The organism is Achromobacter sp. UMC46, from assembly GCF_014170335.1.
In the GTDB taxonomy this organism is placed as follows: Bacteria; Pseudomonadota; Gammaproteobacteria; order Burkholderiales; family Burkholderiaceae_B; genus Achromobacter.
This window is the reverse complement of the sequence record NZ_LZZS01000036.1, coordinates 22,159-47,097: the sequence shown is the minus strand read 5'-3', so window position 1 is coordinate 47,097 and position 24,939 is coordinate 22,159. Positions and strand designations below refer to the sequence as shown.

The following is a 24,939-nucleotide window of genomic DNA, read 5'->3' as shown; positions in this document are numbered from 1 at the left end:
GGCATGCCCAGCAGATTCAATTGGCCGATGCGCCGGCGATCAGGCGGCGCTTCACCAGCGGCGCCTTTTCGACCCAGAGCATGCCGGCGTTGCGCAGCCACACCAGCGGCGTGGCGCGCGAGGCGAACAGCTTGTGCAGGCCGTCGGTGGCCAGGCGCATGGCCAGCACCGGTTCGGCGCGCGCGCGCTGGTAGCGGTGCAGCACCCGGAGGTCGCCCGCCGCACGGTAGGGTTCGCGGCCGGCCACCGTGCGGGCCAGCGCTTCGACGTCGCCCAGGCCCAGGTTCAGGCCCTGTCCCGCCAGCGGGTGCAGGCGGTGCGCCGCGTCTCCGGCCAGCGCGATGCCGGGCGCCACCATCTGGGCGCGTTCCAGCGTCAGCGGGAAACCGTGCAGCGTGCTGCGGACCTTCAACCGGCCCAGGCGGCCCTCGGAGGCCTCGGCCAGCAGGCTTTCCAGCTTGGCGGCCTGCGCCTCGGGCGGCAGCGCCAGCAGGGCCTGCGCCGGCTCGGTCCGCATGGACCAGACCATCGAGACTTGCGGGCCATCCGCGGTGTCGGGCAACGGCAGCAGCGCCAGCACGCCGTCGTCGCGGAACCATTGGATGGCCGTGCCTTGATGGGCGCGTTCGGCGTCCAGATGCACGACGAGGCCCGTGTCGTCATAGGACACGGCGTCGTGCTTCATGCCGGCCGCCGTGCGCAGCGGCGAGGCCGCGCCGTCCGCGCCCACGAACAGTTCGGCCTGGATGCGCGCACCGCTTTCGGTATCGACGGCGCCATCCTGGTAGCCCGTGCAGCGGTCTTCCAGCCAGGGGATGCCGAACATCCGCACCGCCTGGATCAGCACGCGCTCGATTTCGCCGGATTCGACGATCCAGGCCAGTTGCGGCAGCGCCGCCTGCCAGGCGTTCAGGTTGACCTGCCCGTCGGCGTCGCCATGGATCTCCATGGCTTCGACCGGCATCAGCCGGGACGCGGGCATGGCGTCCCACACGCCCAGCTCGGCCAGAAAACGCTGGCTGGCGGGCGAAATGGCATAGACCCGCGGGTGGTAGCGGTTGGGATCGGCGGCAGCAACTGCCGTGCGCGGCGCCAGGACGGCGACGCGCTGGCCACGGCGCGCCAGCGCCAGGGCCGTGGACAGGCCGACGATGCCGGCCCCGCAAACGACGATTTGATGGCTCATCTTGCCGAAGGCTCCCCGGCTTGCTTGGGCCACAGCACCCACATCTGGCCCCGTTGTTTCATGCGGCCCGCCTGCTGGCCGGCCTCTTCGCCGTAACCCCAGTAGAAGTCGGCCCGCGCGGCGCCGCGGATGGCCGTGCCCGTGTCCTGGGCGAACACCAGCCGCTGCAGCGGGCGGTCGGAGGCCGGGAACGTGGTGGCCAGATACACCGGCGTGCCCAGCGGCACGAAGGTGGCGTCGACCGCCACCGAACGCTTGGGCGCCAGCGGGATCGCGTAAGCGCCCTTCGGCCCTTGTTCGGGATCGATGACCGGCTCTTCGCGGAAGAAGACGACCGCCGGATTGGCGTTCAGCATTTCCTGCACGCGCTTGGGATTGCGCTGGGCCCAGGCGCGGATGTTCTGCATGGACGCCTGGTCGGCGGTCAGTTCGCCGCGGTCGATCAGCCAGCGGCCGATGGACACGTAGGGCTGGCCGTTGTGGTCGGCGTAGGCCACGCGAATGGTCTTGCCGGTGTCGGGGCCGTCGGTCAGCTGCACGCGGCCCGAACCCTGCACCTGCAGGAAGAAGTTGTCGACGGGGTCGTCCACCCACACCACCACGGGCGGGCGGCGGCCGGACGACTCGATCGCGGCGCGGGTGTCGTAGGGCACGACCCGCTTGCCTTCCAGCTTGCCGCGCACGCGCTTGCCGGCCAGGTCCGGATAGATCGACCCGAGGTCGATCGTCAGCAGATCGGCGGGCACCGCGTACAGCGGCCACTGGTAGTTGCCGCCCTGGCGGCGCGAGCCGCGCACCAGGGGTTCGTAGTAGCCGGTGACGGTATTGGCGGCTGGCTTGCCGTCCGCCGCGTTCAGGCGCCACGGCTGCAGATAGGTCTGCAGGAAGCGGCGCACGGCTTCGCCGTCGCCCGCGGCCGGCGCCCGGGACGGGTCGACGGCGGCGGCGCACACCGGCTGCCAGGCACGCGGCGTGGCGCGCGCAGGCGCGGCCAGGTTGCCGCTGGTCGGCCGCATCAAACCGCGGCAGTTGCGCAGGAACAGCGGCCAGAACTGCGTCAGGTCGTCGGTGGACCAGCCCGGCATCTCGGACCAGGTCCCGGGTTTGAACTTGCCCGCCAAGGCGCGCGGCGGGGTATCCGGCAGCGCCGACAGCGAAGGCACCACCAGGGGGCCGTCAGCTGCGGGGACGCGCGTGCCGGGCAGGCTGCCCGATTCGCCGGATTCAGGGGGAACGTCCGAGGGCGTGGAACATGCCGCCAGCAGGACCGACAGCACGGACAGGCTAAGAATGCGCTTCATGAGCAGAGGAGAAAAACGGGGCAACGGGCCGGGCCATTCAGTGCAGGGTGCGCGGCATGGCCAGGACGAATTCGGAGATCGGCACTTCGAACGGAATCCCGTTCTCGCCGACGCAGTGGTAGGTGCCGCGCATCGTGCCCACGGGGGTGGGCAGGGGACAGCCGCTGGTGTATTCGAAGGTCTCGCCGGGCGCCAGCAGGGGCTGCTGCCCCACGATGCCCAGCCCGCGCACTTCCTGCACCCGCTGGTTGCCATCGGTGATGACCCAGTGGCGGCTGATCACCTGGGCGGGATGTTCGCCGGTATTGGTGATGCGCACGGTATAGGCGAACACGAATTGCTGTTCGCCCGGATCGGACTGTTCTGGCACGAAGCGCGGAGAGACAGAGACGCTCAGGTCGTAAGGTTTCACAGTCCTTCCCTGTGTGGCTGGGCGCGGGGGCCGGGTGACGGCGCCGGACGCTTGCAAGACGCAGTTTTCGGACCCGCGGGACCGGGCTGTTCCCGATATCGCGCCTCAAACTGCAATAATGGCACATTATGCCCTTCCCGACCCCGAACATCATGTCATCCTCCACGGCCTCCACCCGCATCACCCCCAGCATCCTGTCGGCTGACTTCGCCCGCCTGGGCGAGGAAGTCCGCAACGTCGTCGCCGCCGGCGCCGACTGGATCCACGTGGACGTGATGGACAACCACTATGTCCCCAACCTGACCATCGGCCCGATGGTGTGCGCGGCGATCCGCCCCCACGTCCAGGTGCCGATCGACGTGCACCTGATGGTCGAACCGGTGGACGACCTGGTGCCGATGTTCGCCAAGGCCGGCGCCGACTACATCAGCTTCCACCCGGACGCCAGCCGCCACGTGGACCGCACGCTGTCGCTGATCCGCGAAAACGGCTGTAAAGCCGGTCTGGTGTTCAACCCCGCCACGCCGCTGACCTATCTGGACTACGTCATGGACAAGATCGACCTGATCCTGATCATGTCGGTGAACCCGGGCTTCGGCGGCCAGAGCTTCATCCCCGGCGCGCTGACCAAGCTGCGCGAAGCGCGCGCAAGGATCGACGCCTGGATGCAGGCCGGCGGCCAGGAAATCGTGCTGCAAGTGGACGGCGGCGTCAAAATCGACAACATCGCCGAGATCCGCCGCGCGGGCGCGGACACCTTCGTGGCCGGTTCGGCCATTTTCGGCAAGCCCGACTACGCCGGCATCATCACGTCCATGCGCGAGCAGATCGCCATCGGCGAAACCACCGCCATCTAAGGGCAAGGACCGACATGACCGCTTTCCGCGCTGCGCTGCTCGACCTGGACGGCACCTTGCTGGACTCCATCCCCGACCTGGCCTTCGCGGCCAACGCCATGCGCGTGGAGCTCGGCATGACCGCGCTGCGCGAAGACGTGGTGGCCACCTTCGTGGGCAAGGGCGTGGACAACCTGGTCCGCCGCAGCCTGGCGGGCAGCCTGGACGCGGCCGACCCGTCGGCCGACGCCTTCGACCGGGCCCGCGAGGCCTTCTACCGCCATTACCACCTGGTCAACGGCGAACGCGCCCAGGTCTACCCCGGCGTCATCGACGGCCTGAAGCACATGCGCGACCAGGGCCTGAAGCTGGCCGTCGTCACCAACAAGCCCACGGAGTTCACGCTGCCGCTCTTGCAGCGCACCGGCCTGGCGGGCTTTTTCGACGCGGTCGTCTGCGGCGACACCTGCGCGCGCCGCAAGCCCGACCCCGACCAGGTGCTGCACGCCTGCGAACTGCTGGGCGTGGCCGTGACCGAAGCCGTGACCATCGGCGACTCGATCAACGACGCGCAAGCCGGCCGCACCGCCGGCACACAGGTGCTGGTCGTGCCTTACGGTTACAACGAAGGCCGTGACGTGCGCGAACTGGATGTCGATGGTATAGTGGACACGCTAGTCGACGCCGCACAGTGGGTGGCGCTCTGGAACCAAAACCAGAACGCCGCGAAAACCGCCTCCTGAAACGGAGCCCCCGCCACCCGACTAACCCTGAATTCTCAAAGACTTACCCCGGATCAATGAACGCTTACCCCCAGAACCAAATGCTCGGCGCCTCGTGGCGCTGGTGGCGTTTGTCTTCCGGGTGGCGATGATCCCTCCCGGCCCTGGACGCGTATGCCGCCTAGTGCCGTAGCTGTGTAAACACAGAGCCAAGCCCGGAACCAGTAACCTGGACCGGGCTTTTTTGTTGTGCGCCCGGTCTGAAAGCAAACACCCCATCGCTTACGAGACCCCGACATGACCGAAATCGAATTCAAGGCCCTCGCCGCGCAAGGCTACAACCGCATCCCGCTGGTCGCCGAGACCTACGCCGACCTGGACACGCCGCTGGGCATCTACCTGAAGCTGGCGCACGCGGGCCCGCTGGCCGGCCGCATGACCTGCCTGATGGAGTCGGTGGTGGGCGGCGAGCGCTTTGGCCGCTATTCCTTCATCGGCCTGCCCGCCCGCACGGTGATCCGCGCCAGCGGCACCCTGACGGAAGTGCTGCACGACGGCCAGGTCGTGGAAACGCATGAAGGCGATCCGCTGGCGTTCATCGAGCAGTACCAAGGCCGTTTCAAGGTCGCCCTGCGTCCGGGCATGCCGCGCTTCTGCGGCGGCCTGGCCGGCTACTTCGGGTACGACACGGTGCGCCACATCGAGCCGTGCCTGGGGCCGGCCGTCAAACCGTTCCCGGCCGGCATGGAAGGCGGCACGCCCGACCTGATGCTGATGCACGTGGACGAACTGGTCATCGTGGACAACCTGGCCGGCCGCATCTACCTGATGGTCTACGCCGACCCCAGCCAGCCCGAATCCTACAGCCGCGCCCAGCAGCGCCTGCACGACCTGCGCGCCCGCCTGCGACGCCCGGTGGAAATCCCGTACAGCCACGCCAGCATGCAGACCGAAGAGCGGCGCGACTTCAAGAAGGAAGACTATCTGGCGGCCGTGCACCGCGCCAAGGAACACATCGCCGCCGGCGACCTGATGCAAGTGCAGGTCGGCCAGGTCATCGCCAAGCCCTTCCGCGATTCTCCGCTGTCTCTCTACCGCGCCCTGCGGTCATTGAACCCCTCCCCCTACATGTACTTCTGGAACTTCGGCGACTTCCAGGTCGTGGGCGCATCGCCCGAGATCCTGGTGCGCCAGGAACGCGTGGTGGACAACGGCGTGCCGAAGTCGCAGATCACCATCCGCCCCCTGGCCGGCACCCGCAAGCGCGGCGCCACGCCCGAGGAAGACGCGGCGCTGGCCGCCGAACTGAAGGCGGACCCCAAGGAAGTGGCCGAACACGTGATGCTGATCGACCTGGCTCGCAACGACGTGGGCCGCGTCGCCGAAGTGGGATCGGTGAAGGTCAGCGACACCATGGTCATCGAACGCTATTCGCACGTGATGCACCTGGTGTCCAACGTGACCGGCAACCTGAACCCCGGCATGAGCAGTATGGACGTGCTGCGCGCCTCGTTCCCCGCCGGCACGCTGACGGGCGCGCCCAAGGTCGAGGCCATGAAGATCATCGACGAGCTGGAGCCCGTGCGCCGCGGCATCTACGGCGGGGCGGCCGGCTACCTGTCCTACGGCGGCGAAATGGACGTGGCCATCGCCATTCGCACCGGCGTCATCAAGGACGGCACGCTGTACGTGCAGGCCGCCGCCGGCATCGTGGCCGACTCCAATCCCGAAGCCGAATGGGCCGAAACCGAAGCCAAGGCCCGCGCGGTGCTGCGCGCCGCCGAACAGGTGCAGCACGGCCTGGACGAACCCATCTGAGCCCGGCCCCGCCCGAACCGAATACCGTCCGCACGGAGAAAAAAATGCTGTTGATGATCGATAACTACGACTCTTTTACCTACAACCTGGTCCAATACTTCGGTGAACTGGGCGAAGACGTGCGCGTGGCGCGCAACGACCAGATCACGCTGGAAGAGATCGCCGCCCTGAACCCGGACCGCATCTGCGTGTCGCCCGGGCCGTGTTCGCCCGCCGAGGCCGGCATCTCGGTGGCCGCGATCCAGGCCTTCGCCGGCAAGAAGCCCATCCTGGGCGTGTGCCTGGGCCATCAGGCCATCGGCGCGGCCTACGGCGGCGACATCGTCCGCGCGCAGCAGATCATGCACGGCAAGACCGTGAAGATCTCGCACACGGGCACCGACATCTTCACCGGCCTGCCCACCCCGTACACCGTGATTCGTTACAACTCGCTGACCATCGACCCCGCCACCCTGCCCGACTGCCTGGCCGTGACGGCGACCGCCCCGGACGGCGACATCATGGGCGTGCGCCACAAGTCCCTGCCGCTGTACGGAGTACAGTTCCACCCCGAATCCGTGCTCAGCGAACATGGCCACGCCCTGCTGCGCAATTTCCTGAACCTCGCCTGAGAAGGACGCACCGTGACGATTTCCCCCACCGAAGCGCTGACGCGCTGCATTGAACACCGCGAAATTTTCCACGACGAGATGCTGCATCTGATGCGCATGCTCATGCGCGGCGAGATGTCCCCGCAGATCGCCAGCGCCCTGCTGATGGGCCTGCGCGTGAAGAAGGAAACCATTGGCGAGATCACCGCGGCCGCCCAGGTCATGCGCGAATTCGCCACGCCCGTGGTGACGCCCAACCCGCAGGACCTGCTGGACATGTGCGGCACCGGCGGCGACGGCAGCCACACGTTCAACATTTCGACCACCGCCATGTTCGTGGCCGCCGCCGCCGGCGTGCCGATCGCCAAGCACGGCAACCGCAGCGCTTCGTCCTCCAGCGGCAGCGCCGACGTCCTGGAAGCCCTGGGCGCCAACCTGGTCCTGACGCCCGAGGACGTCGCCGAGTGCATCCAGGCCACCGGCATCGGCTTCATGTTCGCGCCCGCCCACCACGGCGCCATGAAGAACGTGGCCGCCGTGCGCAAGGAACTGGCCGTGCGCACCATTTTCAATATCCTCGGGCCGCTGACCAACCCCGCAGGCGCCGCCAACCAGCTGATGGGCGTGTTCCACCCCGACCTGGTGGGCATCCAGGTGCGCGTGCTGGAACGCCTGGGTTCGCGCCATGTGCTGGTCGTGCACGGCAAGGACGGCATGGACGAGGCCTCTTTGGGCGGCGCCACGCTCGTGGGCGAGCTGAAAGATGGTCAAATACGGGAATATGAAATCCACCCCGAAGACTACGGGCTATCCATGATGTCCAACCGGACCATCAAGGTGTCCAATCGCGAGCAGTCGCGCGAACTTGTCATCGAGGCGCTGGACAATGTGGAGGGCACCGCGCGCGACATCGTCGCGCTGAATGCGGGGCTTGCCATCTATGCCGGCAATAAAGCCGATTCCATTCCCGAAGCCTTAGCGCTAGCATTTGAATTGATTGCCACCGGCGCGGCGCGAGCCAAGCTGGAAGAATTCTGCGCATATACCCGGAAATTCCAGAAATGAACGATATTCTTGCGAAGATCCTCGCCGTCAAGGTAGAGGAAGTCGCCGCCGCTCGCCAGATGCGCAGCGAAGCCGAGGTCCTGCGCGAAGCGCAGGCGCGGCAAGACGTGCGTGGCTTCGCCCAAGCCATCGAAGACAAGATTTCCCAGGGCAAAGCCGGCGTCATCGCTGAAATCAAGAAAGCGTCGCCCTCCAAGGGGGTGCTGCGCGAAACCTTCGCCCCCGCCGACATTGCCTCGACCTATGCCGTGCACGGCGCGGCCTGCCTGTCGGTGCTGACGGACGTGCAGTTCTTCCAGGGCTCGCACGACCACCTGCGCCAGGCGCGCGCCGCCTGCTCGCTGCCCGTGCTGCGCAAGGATTTCGTGATCGATTCCTATCAGATCATCGCTGCCCGCGCGATGGGCGCGGACTGCGTGCTGCTGATCGTGGCCGCGCTGTCGCCGTCGCAATTGCGCGACTACGAAACGCTGGCGATGGAACTCGGCATGGACGTGCTGGTGGAAGTGCACGACGCCCAGGAACTGGACGTGGCGCTGACCATGAAGACGCCGCTGCTGGGCATCAACAACCGCAACCTGCGCACCTTCGAGACCAGCCTGAAGAACACGCTGGACCTGCTGCCCAACATCCCGGCGGGCAAGCGCGTGGTGACCGAAAGCGGCATCCTCAAGCCCGAAGACGTCAAACTGATGCGCGACCACAAGGTCAACGCCTTCCTGGTGGGCGAAGCCTTCATGCGCGCCAAGGACCCGGGCGCGGAACTCGCCCGCCTGGTGGGCTGAACCGCCTGTCCCCCGGCAGCCGCTGGCGCAAGCGGTTACTGCAAACGGTCACCGCTGCCGGACCAAACCCATGGCAGCCGCGCGCCGGTACACGGTGCTGCGGTGCACACCCAGCATCCGCGCCGCGCGGCTGACATTGCCGCCATGCGCGGCCAGCGCGTCGCGGATCGCGGCATCCGCCATCGACTGCAGATCCGCCGTGCCGCCGCCTGAAGGCGGCGCGTCGGCCACACGGCCCTGCCCGCCCGGCAATGCAAGCTCCGCAGGCAGCATGTCCGCATCGACCACACCCGACGGCCCCGCCAACACGTGCAGCGTGCGCAGCACCGCCGCCAGCTGCCGGTAGTTGCCGGGCCACGGATACGCGGCCAGCCGCGCCTCGATCTGAGGCGGCAGCACCGGCCCCGGGCCTTGGGCCGTCCATAGCGCCCGCAGCAGCTCCAAGCGGTCGGCGCGCGTGCGCAACGGCTCGAGCGTGACGGTGTATTCGGCGATGCGGAAGTACAGGTCGGGGCGCACCGGCGCATCAGGTCCCGCGTGGGCCAACGGGCGATGCGTGGCGCACACCAGCGCGAAGTCCACCGCCACCGGCCGTGCCGCGCCCAACGGAGACACTTCACGCGTCTGCAGCACGCGCAGCAGCCGCGACTGCAGCATCAGCGGCATATCGCCGATCTCGTCCAGAAACAGCACGCCGCCATGCGCCTGGCGCAGCAGGCCCTTGCTGCCCTGCCGGCGCGCGCCGGTGAATGCGCCGTCTTCATAGCCGAACAATTCGGATTCGATCAGGCTTTCCGGCAAGGCCGCGCAGTTCACCGCCACGAACGGGCCCGATGCGCGCTTGCTGCGCGCGTGCAACTGGCGCGCGAACACTTCCTTGCCCACGCCCGTTTCGCCTTGCAGCAAGATGGACACGCCCGCATCCGCCAGATGCACGGCGCGTGCCAGCGCCCCGAGGGTCGCGGCGTCGAAGCTGGGCGCGACGGGCCGCGGGGAACCCGCCGGCGGCAAGGCGGGCGCCACGGGCTGCGGCGCGCGGGTACGCGGCAGGCGCAGCCTGGCGTGATAGCTGGCGCCCGTGCGCGCATGCACCCGGCCGGCCGCGTCCGGGCAGCGATCCAGGTCGCCGTCGAACACGTCGGCGTAGCGGTAGACGCCCAAGGCGGTGGCCGCCATTCCCAATGCCTGCAAGGCGCGGCGGTTGGCGCCGATCAGCAGGTCGCCCTGGAAAGCCAGCAGGCCTTCGCCCGGCGCGCCCAAGCCGGAATGGTCCGTGTGCAGCCGCAGCACGGCATGGTGTTCATAGGTTTGTTCGAACAGGCGATGTTCGATCAGGTCCACCGCCGCGCGCACCCGTTCCAGCACGTCGGGCCGGATGTCCCGCGCCTGGCTGGACAAGTCCAGCACGCCCAGCGTGCGGCCCTCGCTATCGGTGATGGGCACCGCGGCGCAGGTCAGGATGCGGTTGGGCTCGAAATAGTGTTCGGCGCCATGCACGGCGATGGGCCGGCCTTCTACCAGCGCGGTGCCGATGGCGTTGGTGCCGGCTGCCGCCTCGTCCCAGGGCGCCCCGGGCATCAACGCCACGCGGGAGGCGCGGCTGGCGAAGCCCGTATCGCCGCCGCTGTCCAGGACCAGCCCTTGCGCGTCGGACAGGATCACCAGATTGCCGCTGCCGCCGGCCTCGCGGCGCAGATAGGACATGGCGGGTTCCGACAGGCGGCGCAGCGCTTCGTTGCGCTGCTGGGCCTCGCGCAGTTCGCCTTGGGTCATGAGTTCGGCGCGGCGCACGCCGCGCATGTCGAAGCCCAGATCGGCGCAGCGCCGCCACGATCGCAGGATGGGCTCGGCGACGATGCCGCCGGGCACGGCGCCCTGCTGGTTGAACAGCAGGCGCGCTTGCGTCAGCGCATGCTGACGGGACTGAGTGGCCATGCGTGTCTCCTTGGACAGGCGTTCTGCGACACCTGTTCCGCGACAATGTCGCAAAAATCTACTGTCGCATGCGTGACCCGGGCTGTCCAGCGGGGAAGCCCCACCCCTGGCACGGTCCTTGCTTGAGAAGGGATAGGCAGCCGACTGCCGCTATCCCAACAATATCGGAGACAAGCATGGACATCGCGACCCGCATCACCCCGGACTCGTACGGCACCCGTCTGGACTTGAAGACGCAGTACGACAACTTCATTGATGGAAAGTGGCAGAAGCCGGCGGACGGCGAGTATTTCGACAACGTCACCCCGGTGACCGGCCAGGTGCTGACCCGCAACGCGCGCTCCAAGGAACGCGACATCGACTTGGCCCTGGACGCCGCCCACCGCGCCGCGCCGAAATGGGGAGCGACCCCGGCTGCCGAACGCGCCCGCATGCTGATGCAGATCGCGGACGTGATGGAAGCCAACCTGGAACGCCTGGCCACGGCCGAAACCTGGGACAACGGCAAACCCATCCGCGAAGCCCGCGCCGCCGACATCCCGCTGGCGATCGACCACTTCCGCTACTTCGCCTCGTGCATCCGCAGCCAGGAAGGCGGCCTGTCCGAAATCGACAGCGACACGGTGGCCTACCACTTCAACGAACCGCTGGGCGTGGTCGGCCAGATCATCCCGTGGAACTTCCCCATCCTGATGGCCGCGTGGAAGCTCGCGCCGGCGCTGGCCGCCGGCAATTGCGTGGTGCTCAAGCCGGCTGAACAGACACCGCTGGGCATCCTGTTGCTGATGGAGCTGATCGGCGACATCCTGCCCCCGGGCGTGCTGAACGTGGTGACCGGCTTCGGCCTGGAAGCCGGCAAGCCGCTGGCCTCCAGCAAGCGCATCGCCAAGATCGCCTTCACCGGTGAAACCACCACCGGCCGCCTGATCATGCAGTACGCGTCGCAGAACATCATCCCCGTCACGCTGGAACTGGGCGGCAAGTCGCCCAACATCTTCTTCGCGGACGTGGCCGCCCAGGACGACGACTTCCTGGACAAGGCGGTCGAAGGCTTCGTCATGTTCGCGCTGAACCAGGGCGAAGTGTGCACGTGCCCCAGCCGCGCGCTGATCCAGGAATCGCTCTACGACAGGTTCATGGAGCGCGCGTTGAAGCGCGTGGCCGAGATCAAGCAGGGCAACCCGCTGGATGGCGACACGATGCTGGGCGCGCAAGCCTCCACCGAACAACTGGAGAAGATCCTGTCGTACCTGGACATCGGCAAGCAGGAAGGCGCCGACGTGCTGGCCGGCGGCTCGCGCGCGCAGATGCAGGGCGCGCTGGAAGGCGGCTACTACGTGCAACCCACGGTCTTCAAGGGCCACAACAAGATGCGCGTGTTCCAGGAGGAGATCTTCGGGCCCGTCGTGGCGGTGACGACGTTCAAGGACGCCGACGACGCACTGGCGCTGGCCAACGACACGCTGTACGGCCTGGGCGCCGGCGTGTGGTCGCGCGACGCCAACACATGCTACCGGATGGGCCGCGCCATCAAGGCCGGCCGGGTATGGACCAACTGCTATCACGCCTATCCCGCGCATGCGGCGTTCGGCGGCTATAAGCAGTCGGGCATCGGGCGCGAGAACCACAAGATGATGCTCAACCACTATCAGCAGACGAAGAACCTGCTGGTGAGCTATTCGCCGAAGAAGCTCGGTTTCTTCTGATCGCCAACTGGCGGCCGGGCACGCCGGGCCTTCGGGCCGGGCATGCCGGCGCCCCGGACAGGAATGACGCCATGGCAGAACACACGCCGCGCGTGGTCGCGACCGACGAGGCGCGCCAATTGATCGATACCTTGCGGGCCAAGCACGGCCCGCTGATGTTCCACCAGTCGGGCGGATGCTGCGACGGCAGTTCCCCCATGTGCTATGCGCTTGGCGAGTTCATGGTGGGCGGCTCGGACGTGCTGCTGGGCGACCTGGAGGGCTGCCCGTTCTACATGGGCGAGGACCAGTTCGCGTACTGGGAGCATACGCAACTGATCATCGACGCCGTGCCCGGACGCGGCGGGGCTTTTTCACTGGACAGCGCGGAAGGCAAACGCTTCCTGCTGCGCTCCCGGTTGTATTCGGACGAGGAATGGGCGCTGGTGGCCCCGGTTACGAAGGGCTGACCCGCGCCCACGCAAGGGCGTCCTCAAGGCGGTCGTTGCCCCAGAACATCTCGCCGTCCACGAAGAACGTGGGCGCGCCGAACACACCCAGATCGCGTGCCCGGTCCACCTGCCGGCGCAGCGCTTCCTTGGCGGCTTCGGATTTGGCGCGGGCGATCAAGGCATCCGCGTCCAGCGACAGGCCGGTCAACACCCCGTGCACGACGTCTTCGGCCTGGATGTCCAGGTCGTGCTGGAAGTTGGCGCGGAACACGGCCAGGCAGAAATCGCGGACCCAGGGCTCGTCCTGCCCCAGCAACCCGATGCGGGCGGGCAGCACGCTCATGCGCGGAAACAGGCGCGGCCGGTTGTAGACCACGCCGTACTTGTCGGCCAGGCGGACGATGTCGCGCATCATGTAGGCGCCCTTGCCCGGAAACAGCCGGAAGGGCGAGTCGTTCCACCCCTGCGCCTGGAAGATCGGGCCCAGCAGGAAGGGGCGCAGGTCGACCTGCACGCCAGCCTGGCGCGCCAGGGCGTCCAGGCGCTCGATCGCCAGATAGCTGTAGGGGCTGGCGAAATCGAACCACATCTGCATGCGGGGCGAATCAGGCAAAGGCGCGGTCATCACAACACTCCGGCGGGAAAGGTGGCGCGGCCGGAGGCCCCAAGGCGTCCGCCGCAGCCTGTTATTGAACGCCACCGGCGTACCATTGCTCAAGCGACATTTCCGCCTGATACGCATGAGTTTCACGAATGCCTTGGAAGCGCACCTGGGCGTGGCATCGCACTGGGCCGGCTGGCGTTGATTGCGCCAATGCTGGCGGACGGTTAAGCCCGGTACACCCCCCATCACAAAGCTATACAAACCTTTGTACATTCGAGCCCAACCTCCTGTACATTTCGCGCTGCATGGCGAACGGCCCATTGAACCCAACCACGAAAAGCCCTGATCGCTCGCTGCCGTTCCACCCCTCGGGCTTCGCGCCCTCCCAGGAAAGGGGCCGGAATCTCTTACATGCGCCATTCCCCGCTCCGGCCTCGCCCGACAGGCACGCGGACATCCTATTGCCGCTATCCGCGTGCCCGCCGATAGCTCCTTTCCCCGGTGCAGATGAAGCGCTTCCCTCCAGCGTATGCGTGGCAAGACTGGTTTCTCAACGTCCAACGCGCGTTCCTGCTTATCCTGGCGCCCTGGCTGGTCAGCGTGCTGGCGCAGTTTGCGGGCCGTACCTACCTGCTGGTGACCTATGCGCCCCCGGCCACCTATGCGGCGCGTCCACAGGACGTGGGAAAGTCGCTGGGGATCGGCCTGCTGTTCGACATCAAAGTCGCCAGCATCGTCTTTTCGGCCTTGCTGCTGCTGGCGATGCTGGCCGCGTGCAGCCGCAACCTGAATGCGCGCTGGCTGCGCTGGATGCCGGGCGTCGGCGCCGGGCTGGCGGCGCTGTTCGCCGCCTCCACGGTGATCAGCGTTTGCTACTACGCCACGTTCTCCCGGTCGATCGACATCTTCGTTTTCGGGCTGATCGACGACGACACCCACGCCATCGCGATGACGCTGTGGCATGGCTACCCTGTTGCGCAGGCGGGGCTGCTGCTGTCTGCGGTGCTGGCCGGCACCTGGTGGGTGGGCACGCGCTGGCAACGCAGCGTGCTGCGCATCCCGCGACGCCCGCGCGCGCTCGCGCCGGCCGCGTTGCGCGTGCTGCTGATCGTCGCCATCACCGTACTGGCATGCCGCGGATCGCTGGGCCGGTTCCCGCTGAACAAGGACGACACCAACATCTCCAGCGTGCGGCTCTTGAACGATATTGCGCCCAATGGCATTTCGTCATTCTTCTGGGCATTGGCCGACCGCGGCAACGACAAGCGCTTCCAACCGGTCACGGCCGCGGAAGGTGAGGCGCTATACGAGCATTTCCTCGGCCGCCCCGCGCAGGGTCTGCAACCCTTCATGTCCGTCACGGGCGCCAACCCGGCCGCCCGCGCGCGGCCGCCGCACGTCGTGCTGCAAGTGATGGAAAGCATGGGGCACCATCTGAACGCCTATGACGCGCCGGGACGCGACCTGCTGGGCGCGCTGCGGCCGCATTGGGAACAGGACTGGCGCTTCGACCGCTTCGTGTCCGAAGGCAACGGCACCATCGATTCGCTGGCCCGCCTGCTGGTGCGCAGCCCCGTGCCCGCCATCGGCCAATCCTCGGCGGCCGACGCCGAGTTCGCCAGCAATGCCTTCACGCCGTATCTGGCGCGAGGCTACCGCGTGCTGTTCGTCACGTCAGGCGCGGCCACCTGGCGCAACCTGGGCACGTTCGCCACGCATCTGGGCGCGCATGAGTTCATCGACCAGCAGACGCTGAAGGCGCGCTACCCCGAAGCGGAAGACGGCACGTGGGGCGTGCCCGACGAATACATGTTCCGCTACATCGAAAGCCGTCTGGCGGATGCGGACCCCGCGGGCGCCCCGCTCTTCATCGTCGCGTTGTCCACCACGCACCACCCGCCGTTCCTCGTGCCCGACGGCGGCCAGCGCGGCGGCCTGCCGCTCTACGACGTGACCCGACAGCCGTACTTCAAGGCCTGGGATGGCCTGGACAACGCCTTCGACACGCTGCGCTATGCCAATGACCAGTTGGGCCGCTTCCTGACCCGCGTGAAGGCCTCGGCCAGCGGCGCGCGCACCATCGTCGCGGTCACGGGGGACCACAACCTGCTGGGCATCGATTACCAGGACGAGCGGGACGCGGCGCTGGCGCGCGCCGTGCCGTTCTACCTGTACGTGCCGCCGGCCTACCGGGAGGGCGCCGACTATGATCCGGCGCGCGTGGGCAGCCACAAGGACATCCTGCCGACGCTGTACCAGTTGAGCCTGCCAGACACGCCGTTTTTCCGCACCGGCTGCGACCTGCTGGCCGCGCGGCCGGACCCCGCATGGTGCTTCGGCATCAACGATCCGGACGTGACGATCACGCAGGACGGCGCCTACCGCCGCAACCACCCCGGCAAGATCCTGCCGTGGGCAGGACCCTCGGGCCTGGCGCTGGCCAGCCAGCGGGACGCGTCGCCCGCAGAGCGGGCCGAGCAGGCGCGGCTGGCCGCCTACCCCGACCTGCTGCGCTGGCAGATCAACTACCAGGTGCAGACGCAGCCGCAACCTCATCCACACCCGCACCCGCGGCCCTAGCGCCTGCGGGCCGAGCCGCCTGACGCGCTATTCCACCCGTACCTGCGCATCGCCCGCGGTCATCTCGCCGACCACGGCGGCCTGTTCGAAGCCCTGGCTGCGGAACAGGTCCAGCACGGCGGCCGCCGCCTCCGGCGCGCACGCGACCAGCAAGCCGCCCGAGGTCTGCGGATCGGTCAGCAGCGCGCGCTGCGTATCGGTCACCGCGCCGCCCAACCGCACGGATCCGCCATACGACGCCCAGTTGCGGCCCGAGGCGCCGGTGATCACGCCCTCCGCCGCAAACGACTGCACGCCCGGCAACCACGGCAAGGCGTCCAGATGCAGCCGCGCCGTCAGCTTCGCGCCGCGCGCCATTTCCAGCGCATGGCCCAGCAGGCCGAAACCCGTCACGTCGGTGATCGCGTGCACGCCGTCCAACGCGGCCAGTGCCGGGCCGGGCCGGTTCAGGCGCGTCGTCGTGTCGATCATCACGCGGTAGCCGGCGTCGTCCAGGCGGTTCTTTTTCAGCGCGGCCGACAAGATGCCCACGCCCAGGCCCTTGCCCAGGATCAGCACGTCGCCGGCTTGCGCGTCGGCGTTGCGCTTGAGGCGCCCGGGGTGCACGAGGCCCATCGCGGCCAGGCCGTAGATGGGTTCGACCGAATCGATGCTGTGGCCGCCCGCGACCGGAATGCCCGCTTCCTGGCAGACCGATTCGCCGCCGCGCAGAATGCCGGCGATGACGCTGTGCGGCAGCACGTTGATGGGCATGCCGACGATGGCCAGCGCCATGATGGGCGTGCCGCCCATCGCATACACGTCCGACAGCGCGTTCGTCGCCGCGATGCGGCCGAAGTCGAACGGGTCGTCGACGATGGGCATGAAGAAGTCGGTGGTGGCGATCAGCGCCTGCTCGTCGTTCAAGCGGTAGACGGCCGCGTCATCGGCGGTCTCGGTGCCCACCATCAGGTTCGGATAGCTGACGGCGGGGCCGAAGCGCTTGAGCAGTTCTGACAGCACGCCCGGCGCGATCTTGCAGCCACAGCCGCCCCCGTGGGACAGCGACGTCAAACGCGGCACGGCCGCCGTGGCAACATCCTGGGTCATTTCAATCTCCATGAGTCAATGGAAAAAGGATAGCACCGCCGCCGAGGTTGGCTCTATGATGATCCGGCAGGACGCAGAGGAGCACACCCCAAGGGACGGCCGCCCGGCCACGGGCGCACCGATAGCCAATCTTCACCGTGCGTGAGGGCTTCATGGATCGCCGACACTTTCTCCAACTCTCCGGCGCATTGTGCGCCGCCGCAACCGCCTTGCCGCAGGCGCTACGCGCCCAGCAAGCACCCGTCAGCACCGGCTGGCGCGGCTTTGAACTGACCACCACCATCAGCGTGAAGGACCCCGGCGCGCACACGCGCATCTGGGTGCCGGTGCCATACGCCACCGACACCGCTTACCAGCGCGGCGCGCAAAGCACCTGGCAGGTCAGTGGCGGCGGCACGGCCCAACTGATGCGGGCGCCCGGCTACGACGTGCAGATGCTGGCCGTGCAGTGGCCCGATGCCCAGGCGCCGCGCGACGTCACCGTCACCAGCCGCTTCCAGACCCGCAACCGCCGCGTCGACCTGACGCAGCCGCCGCCCGCGGATGCCGCGCTTGAACCACCCGCCGCCCTGCGGGAATACCTGAAACCCACCGCATTGCTGCCCACCGACGGCATCGTCAAGACCACTGCCGACCAGATCACACGGGGCCATCAGGGCGACCTGGCGCGCGCCCGCGCCATCTACGAATGGGTGGTGGCGAACACCTGCAGAACCGCTTCCACGCGCGGCTGCGGCGTGGGCGACGTGCGCTACATGCTGGCGGCGAACGACCTGAACGGAAAATGCGCCGACATCAACGCGCTGTTCGTGGCTCTGGCGCGCGCCGCCGGCATCCCCGCGCGCGACGCGTATGGCTTGCGCGTGGCCAATTCCGAACTGGGCTACAAGAGCCTGGGCAAGGCCGGCGACGTCACGAAGGCCCAGCACTGCCGCGCGGAGTTCTACGCCGCCGGCTATGGCTGGATTCCGGTCGATCCCGCCGATGTGCGCAAGGTCATGCTGGAAGAGCCGCCGGGCGAATTGCCGCTGACCGACGCCAAGGTGCGCGCGGCCCGCGTCATGCTGTTCGGCGCATGGGAAATGAACTGGGTCGCGTACAACCACGGCCACGACGTCGTGCTGCCCGGCTCCGCGCACGACCCCGTGCCGTTCCTGATGTACCCCAATGGCGAAACCAGCGCCGGACGGCTGGACAGCCTGGACCCCGACAGTTTCCGCTACACGCTCAGCGCCAGACCCATCGCCATCTGACCCTGCCCGAGGAGGAAGCCGCCTTGATCAGCCGCCGCCGTCTGCTGCAATCCGGCTTGTCGCTGGCCGCCCTGCCCGGCTGGGCCCGGGCCGCCAGCGACTCGGCGCTGAAGACCGCCACCGGCCCGGATTGGGCGCCGTGGACGGCGCCCACGCCCGCCCTCGTCCTGCCCGATCTTGCCGGCCGGGAACAGAAGCTTGCCGCATGGCGCGGCAACGTCGTCATTGTCAGTTTCTGGGCCACGTGGTGCGACCCCTGCCGCGACGAGATCCCCTTGATGTCCGCCATGGCCAAGCGCCACCGCGAGGAGGGCCTGCGCCTGGTGGCGGTGAACGTCGGCGAGGCGCTGGGCAAGGTCACGACGTTCCTGGCGAAATGGCCCGTGGCCGGCACGGTGCTGCATGACCGCAACAGCGCGGCATCGAAAAAATGGGAAGCGATCGGGCTGCCGGCGAACTACCTGGTGGACCGCGGCGGGTCCATCCGATATTGGCATCTGGGGGAACTGGACTGGAAGTCGGACCGCGTGACGGGTGTCGTGACGAGGATGCTGCGCAGTTGAGAAGGCATGGCGGAAGGCAGCAGGAGTCGAACCTACCTGGGAACGTCTGACGCCCCCAACTGGGTTTGAAGCCCAGCCGTGCCGCCGGGCACGAATGCCTTCCAGAGCGGACCGCCTATGATACCGGCTCCGCGTCCGCCTGCATCGCCGCGTATGCGCTTTCCGCCCGCAATACATGCGTGTCGCGCACCCGCCGCGTGTAGCCGACCCGGTCGAAGAACTCCAGGATCTGGATGGCGCGCTTGCGGCCCAGCCCCGTCGCGTCGCGGAACACCGCCGCGTTCAGGCCCGCCGGCTGCGCCGCCAGGCCTGCCGCCAGCCGCGCCAGCGCCCTCACCTGGTCGCGGTGATAGAACAAGTCCTTCACGACCTGCGCCACGTCGCCGCGCCGCAGCAGCTTGCGCAGCAGCTGGCGCACGCGCTCTTCGGGTTCGTTCTGAGCGCGGGCCAGGTCCCGCACCCACGGAGGATCGAACGCGCCTTGCTGCAACAGCGGCAGCAGGCGCGCAGCCAGCGCCGATTCGGCGTCGGCCAGCGTGGACGTATGGGCGGGCAGGTGCAGCCACGGACCATTGCGCGCCACGCGGCCGTCGCGCTGCAGATGGTCCAGCACCGCCGTCCACAACGTGTCGGCGCCCACCGGCATCGCCATTCGGCGCAAGCGCGCGCTGTCCGGCCCCGGCTCGTCCGGCGCGCTGTGGTGGAAGGCCGCCAGCGCCTGCTCGACGCGTTCGCGCAAGGCATCCCAGTGCGTGCCCAGGATCAGGGTGCGCGGCGCTTGCGCATTGCGCGTCTCGATCCACAAGGCGCCATGCGGCGCCTCGATTCCGCGCACGGGCTTGCCGGTCAGGCGCTGCAACGCGCCTTCGTCCAGGCCAAGCGGCGCGTGCGCCAGCACCGGCGGCAGGCCCCCGCCGTCCAGCATGTCGGTCAACGCCTGCAGGCCTTGCAGCCGCGAGGCAGCCCGGCGCTTGCGGTCCGGCGCGTTCGGGTCCAACACCCGGCCGCCGCCGACGGTGCGCGTGGCCTGCGCATTGCGCACGATATAGCGGTCGCCCGGCATCGCGCAGACCGGCTCGTCGAACACCAGCTGCACCCAGCCGGACTGCCCCGGCGCCAGCGTTTCCGCGCTAAGCGGCACCGCATGCGCCACATGGCGCGCGGCGCCGATATGAACGTGCAGCGGCGACCAGGCGCGCACGGGCGCGTCGACGGAAGCCAGCAGCGTCAGCGCCACGTCGATATGGCGAGAGGGCAGGAAACAGCGCGCGTCCGCAATCCAGTCGCCGCGCGAGATGGCGGCTTTGTCGATGCCCGCCAGGTTCAGCGCGCAGCGCTGGCCGGCCGCACCGGTTTCGCTGGGCTGGTTCTGCGCGTGGATGCTGCGCACGCGCACCCGCGTGCCGGCCGGCATCAGGCGCAAATCAGCGGTGTCGTCGCCCGCGCGGGCGTGGCCCGCGTGCGCGGTGCCGGTCACTACCGTGCCATGCCCCGCCAGCGTGAACACGCGGTCCACCGCCAGCCGGAACAGGCCCGCGTCGTCGCGCTGGCGCAAACCTTCGGCCTGCGCGTGCAGATGCGATTTCAATTCCGCGGTGCCCGCATCGCCGGCTTGCGAGGCCTGCACGGCGAACACCGGCGCCCCTGCCAGGAAGGTGCCCGCGGCCAGTTCCGCGATCTCGGCGCGCACGGCGGCTTGCTGGGCGGCATCCGCGCGGTCGGTCTTGGTCAGCACCACGGCGCCCTGCGCCACGCCCAGCAACGACAGGATGGCCAGATGTTCGCGCGTCTGCGGCATGACACCGTCGTCCGCCGCCACCACCAGCAGGCCGAAATCGATGCCGCTGGCGCCGGCCGCCATGGTGTGCACCAGTTTCTCGTGGCCGGGCACATCGATGAAGCCCAGCACGTCGCCGTTGGCCAGCGGCGTATAGGCGTAGCCCAGTTCGATGGAGATGCCGCGCGCTTTCTCTTCCTTGAGGCGGTCGGTGTCGACCCCCGTCAGGGCGCGCACCAGCGTGGTCTTGCCGTGGTCGATATGGCCGGCGGTGCCGATGATCATGCCAACGGCTCCGCCAGCTGCGCGGCGAAGGCCGCTTCGTCGCGCGCTTCCAGGCAGCGCAGGTCCAGCCACAGGGCGTCGTCGGCGATGCGGCCGATGACGGGCGTGGGCAGGCGGCGCAATTGCGCTTCGAGCTTGTCCAAGTGCCGCCCCGGGCGGCCGCTGCCTGTGTAGCGCACGGCCAGCCCCCAGCTGGGCAACTGGTCGACCGGCAGCGCTCCGCTGCCGATCTGGCTGAACATGGGCACGGCCTCGACCGCGTAGTGGGCGCCCGCCGCATGCGCCAGCACGCCGCGCAGCCGTTCGGCCTGCGGCTGGATCTCGCGCTGCGGACGGGTCAGCAAGCGCAGCGTGGTCAGGCGCTGGGCCAGGAATTCCGGCGCGCGGTACAGGCCCAGCACGGGCTCCAGCGCGGCCAGCGTCAGCTTGCCGACGCGCAAGGCGCGCTTCAGCGGATTCTTCTTGATCTTGCGGATCAGGTCGGCGCGGCCCACGAGCAGGCCGGCCTGCGGACCGCCCAGCAGCTTGTCGCCGCTGAAGGTCACAAGGTCGGCGCCGGCGGCGATCGTCTCGCGCACCGTGTCTTCCTTGGGCAGGCCGAACTGGGTCAGGTCCACGAGGGTGCCGCTGCCCAGGTCCACCGTGGCGGGCAGCCCTTTCGCATGGGCCAGCGCCGCCACCTCGGCCACGCCGACGCTCTTGGTGAAGCCGGTGACGGCATAGTTGCTGCAATGCACTTTCATCAGCATCGCGGTGCGCGGGCCGATGGCGTTTTCGTAGTCAGCCGCATGCGTGCGGTTGGTGGTGCCCACCTCCACCAGCTTCGCGCCGGCGCGCTTCATGATGTCGGGAATTCGGAACGCGCCCCCGATCTCGACCAGCTCGCCGCGCGACACCACGACTTCTCGCCGGTCGGCGAGTGCGTTCAGCATCAGCAGCACGGCGGCGGCGTTGTTGTTGACCACGGTGGCGGCTTCGGCGCCGGTCAGTTCGCAGAGCAGCTCGTCGATCAGGTCGTCGCGGTCGCCGCGGCCGCCGGTGTCCAGATCGAACTCCAGGTTGGCCGGCGTCGTCAGCGCGCGCAGCACGGACGCGACCGCCTCGTCGGGCAGCAGCGCACGGCCCAGATTGGTGTGCAGCACGGTGCCGGTCAAGTTGTAGACCGCGCGCAGGCGCGGTTGGGCGGCTCGGTCCAACGCCGTCGACACGCGGGCGGCGACGGCGGGCGCATTCAACGCTTCGCGCGGCAATTGCCCCGCCAGCGCGCGCTGGCGCTGCGCATCCAGATCGCGCCGCAGCGCCGCGACCACTTGGGTGCGGCCATGCGTATCCAACGCGCCGCGCAAGGCGTCGGCGTTCAGCAGGCGGTCCAGCGGCGGGATGTCGGAGACGGCGGCCATGGCGGCCACAGCGCCTTCTGACGGGAGCTCGGCCATGTTATTGCTCGGCGCCATGCCACAACAGGGGGTTGCCGCTGGCGCGCGAATAGCCCGCTTCCCCCACCAGCACGTCCAGCATCAGGCTGGCCAGATCGTCGGCCACCGGCTCCACATGCAGGTCCTTGTCCTGGTAGAAGATCTTGCGATAGGTGTGGCAGTGGTCGCAGGTTTCGGCCTTGATGGCGGGCGAACGGCCGTCGATGGACTGGTACGCCACCGATTCCACGTCTTCGCAGTGCGTGCACTTCACGCGCACCATGTGCCATTGCGTGGCGCACAGGCTGCAGCACAGATAGCGGTAGCCTTCGTACTGGCCGCCCACGCGCACCACGCTTGCCACCGGCAGGCTGGCGCACACGGGACAGACGCCGAACGGGCTGACCACCGGCAACTGCCGGTCGTCGAAGCGGCTGGCCAGATCGGTCCAATAAACCTGCAAGGCCGCCATCACGAACGGCGCCGCGGCCCCGTCCACGCCCTGGTCCTGTTCGGACAGCACCGCTTCAGCCAGATCTTCGAGCGACTCGGGGTCTTCATTGATTACCCGGCGCAGCGCGGCGCAGACTTCGACGGCTTCGGCCGGCACGTTCTTGCCGCGGGAGACGTCATCCACCAGCCGCGCCAGGATGCCGCGCCACATCGGGTCGCGCGGCCAGCCCACCGCCTGCAGGGGAGGCATGCCATGGGCCTGCGCCAGCGCGACGCGGTCTTCGGAGGCTTCGGGCGCCGCGCAGTCTTTCAGCGCGCGCTGCTGGGCGTCGACCAATTGCGCCATCAGCAGCAGATAGTCGGCCACCGGGCTGTCCGCCGCCAACTGGCGCAAACGCGCGGCGCGCGTGGCGAACACGGAACTGCGGTCGGGCAGGGTGACGCGGGGAATGACGTTGTGGTCTAGCGCTTCGATCTCACCGCGCGGAAGAATTCGCTGCAATTGCGTCTCCAGAAAAACAAACACGGCTGCTGGCCTTCAAGGAAGGATAGCAGCCGTCGGTACATACGTGGAAGCGCACGCGCTGCGTGCGCTTGCACGCTACTTTCTGATCTGTTGGCGGAACCACGCGCGGTGGTGTTTCCAGGCCCAGCCGGCGGTAACGTAACCGCGCAGCATCGCCGTCAACGACCCCTTCACCCAGATCGCCGCGTAGATGTGCACGATGATCGAGCAGATCAGCACCAGCGCCGTCACGGCGTGCACCACGGATGCCACCCGCACGACCCAGATCGGGAAATAGAACGCGAAGAATTCACGCCAGATCACGATGCCGCTGGCGAACAGCCCCAGCATGCACAGCACCAGCACATAGAACAGCAGCTTCTGGCCGGCGTTGTACTTGCCGACTTCGGGCAGCTTCTCTTCGCGGTTTTCGACCACGTCGTTCAGTTGCTTCAACCACTGGCGGTCGGCCTTCGTCATCAAGTTGTGCCGCCACATGTGGCCGGCGAACACGACGAAGCAGACGAACATCACCAGCCCGATGAAGGGATGCAGGATACGCGTCCAGGGCCCGCCGCCGAACAGGTTGGTCAACCAGAACATCGACGGATGGAACAGCGCCAGGCCGGAAAGCGCCAACAGGATGAACGTGAACGCGATGATCCAGTGGTTGGTGCGCTCGCCCGGCGTATAGCGCTTGATCCGGCGGTGATGGTGGTCTTCAGTCATGGCGCACCTCCTCTTCGGCACGGCGTTCGTCTTCTTCCGAGACCTCGTTGCGCCCGACGCGGGCGTAGTGGAAGAAGCCCGCCAGGGCGGTCAGGGCCATCGCGGCCACGCCCAGCGGTTTGGCCAACCCCTTCCACAGCGACACCATGGGGCTGATATGCGGGTCCTTGGGCAGGCCGTGGTACAGCCCGGGCTGGTCGGCGTGATGCAGCACATACATGACGTGGGTGCCGCCCACGCCTTGCGGGTCATACAGGCCCGCCTGGTCGAAACCGCGGGACTTCAAGTCCACGATCCGCTCCTCGGCGTGCTGCTTCATGTCTTCCTTGGTGCCGAACACGATGGCACCGGTGGGACAGGCCTTGACGCAGGCCGGCTCCTGGCCGACGGCCACGCGGTCGGAACACAAGGTGCATTTGTACGCCTTGTGGTCCTTCTTCGCGATGCGCGGCACGTTGAACGGGCAGCCGGTGATGCAGTAGCCGCAGCCGATGCAGCTTTCCTCGTGGAAATCCACGATGCCGTTGGTGTACTGGATGATGGCGCCCGGCGAGGGACAGGCCTTCAGGCAGCCGGGGTCCTCGCAATGCATGCAGCCGTCCTTGCGGATCAGCCATTCCAGGTCGCCGGCGGGATTCTCGTATTCCGAGAAGCGCATGACGGTCCAGGAATGCTCGGTCAGGTCGGCCGGGTTGTCGTAGACGCCCACGTTGGTGCCGATCTCGTCGCGCAGGTCGTTCCATTCCATACAGGCGCTTTGGCAAGCCTTGCACCCGATGCACTTGGAGACGTCGATCAGTTTGGCGACCGAACCCGTGATGGGCTCGCGGATGCCCGGCGGCGGCGGGGTCGTGGCGGAGCGCCGTTTGATGTCTAGGGATTGCAGGGACATGACGGTT

22 protein-coding genes and 1 tRNA gene are annotated in these 24,939 nt (G+C 68.1%); 11 read left to right on the top strand and 12 right to left on the bottom strand.

Annotated features, from left to right (window positions below; translation table 11 throughout):
* Positions 1–16: 16 nt before the first annotated feature.
* Genes A9973_RS25535 through apaG form a run of 3 tightly spaced genes read right to left on the bottom strand, consistent with a single transcriptional unit; the run spans position 17 to position 2,899 of the window.
* Positions 17–1,186: a UbiH/UbiF family hydroxylase gene (locus tag A9973_RS25535; protein ID WP_183016429.1), complete on the bottom strand. Its 1,170-nt coding sequence runs from the start codon at positions 1,184–1,186 to the stop codon at positions 17–19.
* Positions 1,183–2,487 carry a murein transglycosylase A gene (locus tag A9973_RS25530; protein WP_183016428.1) on the bottom strand — a complete coding sequence of 435 codons (1,305 nt, stop codon included), beginning with the start codon at positions 2,485–2,487 and terminating at the stop codon, positions 1,183–1,185. The genes A9973_RS25535 and A9973_RS25530 overlap by 4 nt, the downstream gene beginning before the upstream one ends.
* A gap of 37 nt (positions 2,488–2,524) precedes the next feature.
* Positions 2,525–2,899: a Co2+/Mg2+ efflux protein ApaG gene (gene apaG / locus A9973_RS25525; RefSeq protein WP_046805616.1), complete on the bottom strand. Its 375-nt coding sequence runs from the start codon at positions 2,897–2,899 to the stop codon at positions 2,525–2,527.
* A gap of 128 nt (positions 2,900–3,027) precedes the next feature.
* Between apaG and rpe the strand changes: the two genes are divergently transcribed.
* The 6 genes from rpe to trpC all read left to right on the top strand — a co-directional run bounded on the left by rpe (position 3,028) and on the right by trpC (position 8,715).
* The gene (rpe, locus tag A9973_RS25520) at positions 3,028–3,756 is read left to right on the top strand and encodes a ribulose-phosphate 3-epimerase (protein ID WP_183016427.1); all 729 of its coding nucleotides are present in this window, start codon (positions 3,028–3,030) and stop codon (positions 3,754–3,756) included.
* A gap of 14 nt (positions 3,757–3,770) precedes the next feature.
* A complete protein-coding gene (locus tag A9973_RS25515) occupies positions 3,771–4,478 on the top strand; it encodes a phosphoglycolate phosphatase (RefSeq protein ID WP_183016426.1) in 708 nt (235 codons plus the stop codon).
* 276 nt (positions 4,479–4,754) lie between these two features.
* Entirely contained in the window at positions 4,755–6,275 is a 1,521-nt protein-coding gene (trpE, locus tag A9973_RS25510; protein WP_169274160.1) for an anthranilate synthase component I, read from the top strand.
* A 44-nt stretch (positions 6,276–6,319) separates the two neighbouring features.
* Complete coding sequence (locus tag A9973_RS25505) at positions 6,320–6,886, top strand: aminodeoxychorismate/anthranilate synthase component II (RefSeq protein WP_183016425.1); 567 nt, start codon at positions 6,320–6,322, stop codon at positions 6,884–6,886.
* A 12-nt stretch (positions 6,887–6,898) separates the two neighbouring features.
* A complete protein-coding gene (trpD, locus tag A9973_RS25500) occupies positions 6,899–7,930 on the top strand; it encodes an anthranilate phosphoribosyltransferase (protein ID WP_183016424.1) in 1,032 nt (343 codons plus the stop codon).
* Positions 7,927–8,715, top strand: coding sequence for an indole-3-glycerol phosphate synthase TrpC (gene trpC, locus A9973_RS25495; RefSeq protein WP_183016423.1), 789 nt, complete (start codon positions 7,927–7,929; stop codon positions 8,713–8,715). The genes trpD and trpC overlap by 4 nt, the downstream gene beginning before the upstream one ends.
* Before the next feature lie 48 nt (positions 8,716–8,763).
* Here trpC and A9973_RS25490 read toward each other — a convergent pair whose 3' ends face one another.
* Positions 8,764–10,650 (bottom strand): sigma-54-dependent Fis family transcriptional regulator, encoded by a 1,887-nt coding sequence (locus A9973_RS25490; RefSeq protein WP_183016422.1) that lies wholly within the window; start codon positions 10,648–10,650, stop codon positions 8,764–8,766.
* 176 nt (positions 10,651–10,826) lie between these two features.
* Between A9973_RS25490 and adh the strand changes: the two genes are divergently transcribed.
* Entirely contained in the window at positions 10,827–12,356 is a 1,530-nt protein-coding gene (gene adh, locus A9973_RS25485) for an aldehyde dehydrogenase (RefSeq protein WP_183016421.1), read from the top strand.
* 71 nt (positions 12,357–12,427) lie between these two features.
* On the top strand, positions 12,428–12,805 hold the full coding sequence (locus A9973_RS25480; RefSeq protein ID WP_183016420.1) for a DUF779 domain-containing protein: 378 nt from the start codon (positions 12,428–12,430) through the stop codon (positions 12,803–12,805).
* On the opposite strand, the gene A9973_RS25475 is transcribed toward A9973_RS25480, so the two are convergent.
* Positions 12,792–13,412 carry a 2-hydroxychromene-2-carboxylate isomerase gene (locus A9973_RS25475; RefSeq protein ID WP_183016419.1) on the bottom strand — a complete coding sequence of 207 codons (621 nt, stop codon included), beginning with the start codon at positions 13,410–13,412 and terminating at the stop codon, positions 12,792–12,794. The genes A9973_RS25480 and A9973_RS25475 overlap by 14 nt on opposite strands.
* Positions 13,413–13,898: 486 nt before the next feature.
* On the opposite strand from A9973_RS25475, the gene A9973_RS25470 reads away from it, so the two are divergent.
* Positions 13,899–15,971 (top strand): LTA synthase family protein, encoded by a 2,073-nt coding sequence (locus tag A9973_RS25470; RefSeq protein ID WP_183016418.1) that lies wholly within the window; start codon positions 13,899–13,901, stop codon positions 15,969–15,971.
* Between the two features lie 27 nt (positions 15,972–15,998).
* On the opposite strand, the gene selD is transcribed toward A9973_RS25470, so the two are convergent.
* Positions 15,999–17,060 (bottom strand): selenide, water dikinase SelD, encoded by a 1,062-nt coding sequence (gene selD, locus A9973_RS25465; protein WP_183016417.1) that lies wholly within the window; start codon positions 17,058–17,060, stop codon positions 15,999–16,001.
* 152 nt (positions 17,061–17,212) lie between these two features.
* On the opposite strand from selD, the gene A9973_RS25460 reads away from it, so the two are divergent.
* Together A9973_RS25460 and A9973_RS25455 are read left to right on the top strand one after the other, a co-directional pair.
* The gene (locus A9973_RS25460; RefSeq protein ID WP_183016416.1) at positions 17,213–18,313 is read left to right on the top strand and encodes a transglutaminase-like domain-containing protein; all 1,101 of its coding nucleotides are present in this window, start codon (positions 17,213–17,215) and stop codon (positions 18,311–18,313) included.
* 23 nt (positions 18,314–18,336) lie between these two features.
* Positions 18,337–18,876, top strand: coding sequence for a TlpA disulfide reductase family protein (locus tag A9973_RS25455; protein WP_183016415.1), 540 nt, complete (start codon positions 18,337–18,339; stop codon positions 18,874–18,876).
* Positions 18,877–18,883: 7 nt separating this feature from the next.
* On the opposite strand, the gene A9973_RS25450 is transcribed toward A9973_RS25455, so the two are convergent.
* The 6 genes from A9973_RS25450 to fdxH all read right to left on the bottom strand — a co-directional run bounded on the left by A9973_RS25450 (position 18,884) and on the right by fdxH (position 24,932).
* Positions 18,884–18,979 (bottom strand) — tRNA-Sec (locus tag A9973_RS25450).
* A gap of 12 nt (positions 18,980–18,991) precedes the next feature.
* Positions 18,992–20,938, bottom strand: a complete 1,947-nt coding sequence (gene selB / locus A9973_RS25445) for a selenocysteine-specific translation elongation factor (RefSeq protein ID WP_183016414.1) — start codon at positions 20,936–20,938, stop codon at positions 18,992–18,994.
* Entirely contained in the window at positions 20,935–22,338 is a 1,404-nt protein-coding gene (gene selA / locus A9973_RS25440) for an L-seryl-tRNA(Sec) selenium transferase (RefSeq protein WP_370539533.1), read from the bottom strand. The genes selB and selA overlap by 4 nt, the downstream gene beginning before the upstream one ends.
* Positions 22,339–22,375: 37 nt before the next feature.
* Complete coding sequence (fdhE, locus tag A9973_RS25435; protein WP_183016412.1) at positions 22,376–23,308, bottom strand: formate dehydrogenase accessory protein FdhE; 933 nt, start codon at positions 23,306–23,308, stop codon at positions 22,376–22,378.
* Between the two features lie 99 nt (positions 23,309–23,407).
* Positions 23,408–24,040 (bottom strand): formate dehydrogenase subunit gamma, encoded by a 633-nt coding sequence (locus A9973_RS25430; RefSeq protein ID WP_183016411.1) that lies wholly within the window; start codon positions 24,038–24,040, stop codon positions 23,408–23,410.
* Entirely contained in the window at positions 24,033–24,932 is a 900-nt protein-coding gene (gene fdxH / locus A9973_RS25425) for a formate dehydrogenase subunit beta (RefSeq protein ID WP_183016410.1), read from the bottom strand. The genes A9973_RS25430 and fdxH overlap by 8 nt, the downstream gene beginning before the upstream one ends.
* Between the last annotated feature and the right edge of the window lie 7 nt (positions 24,933–24,939).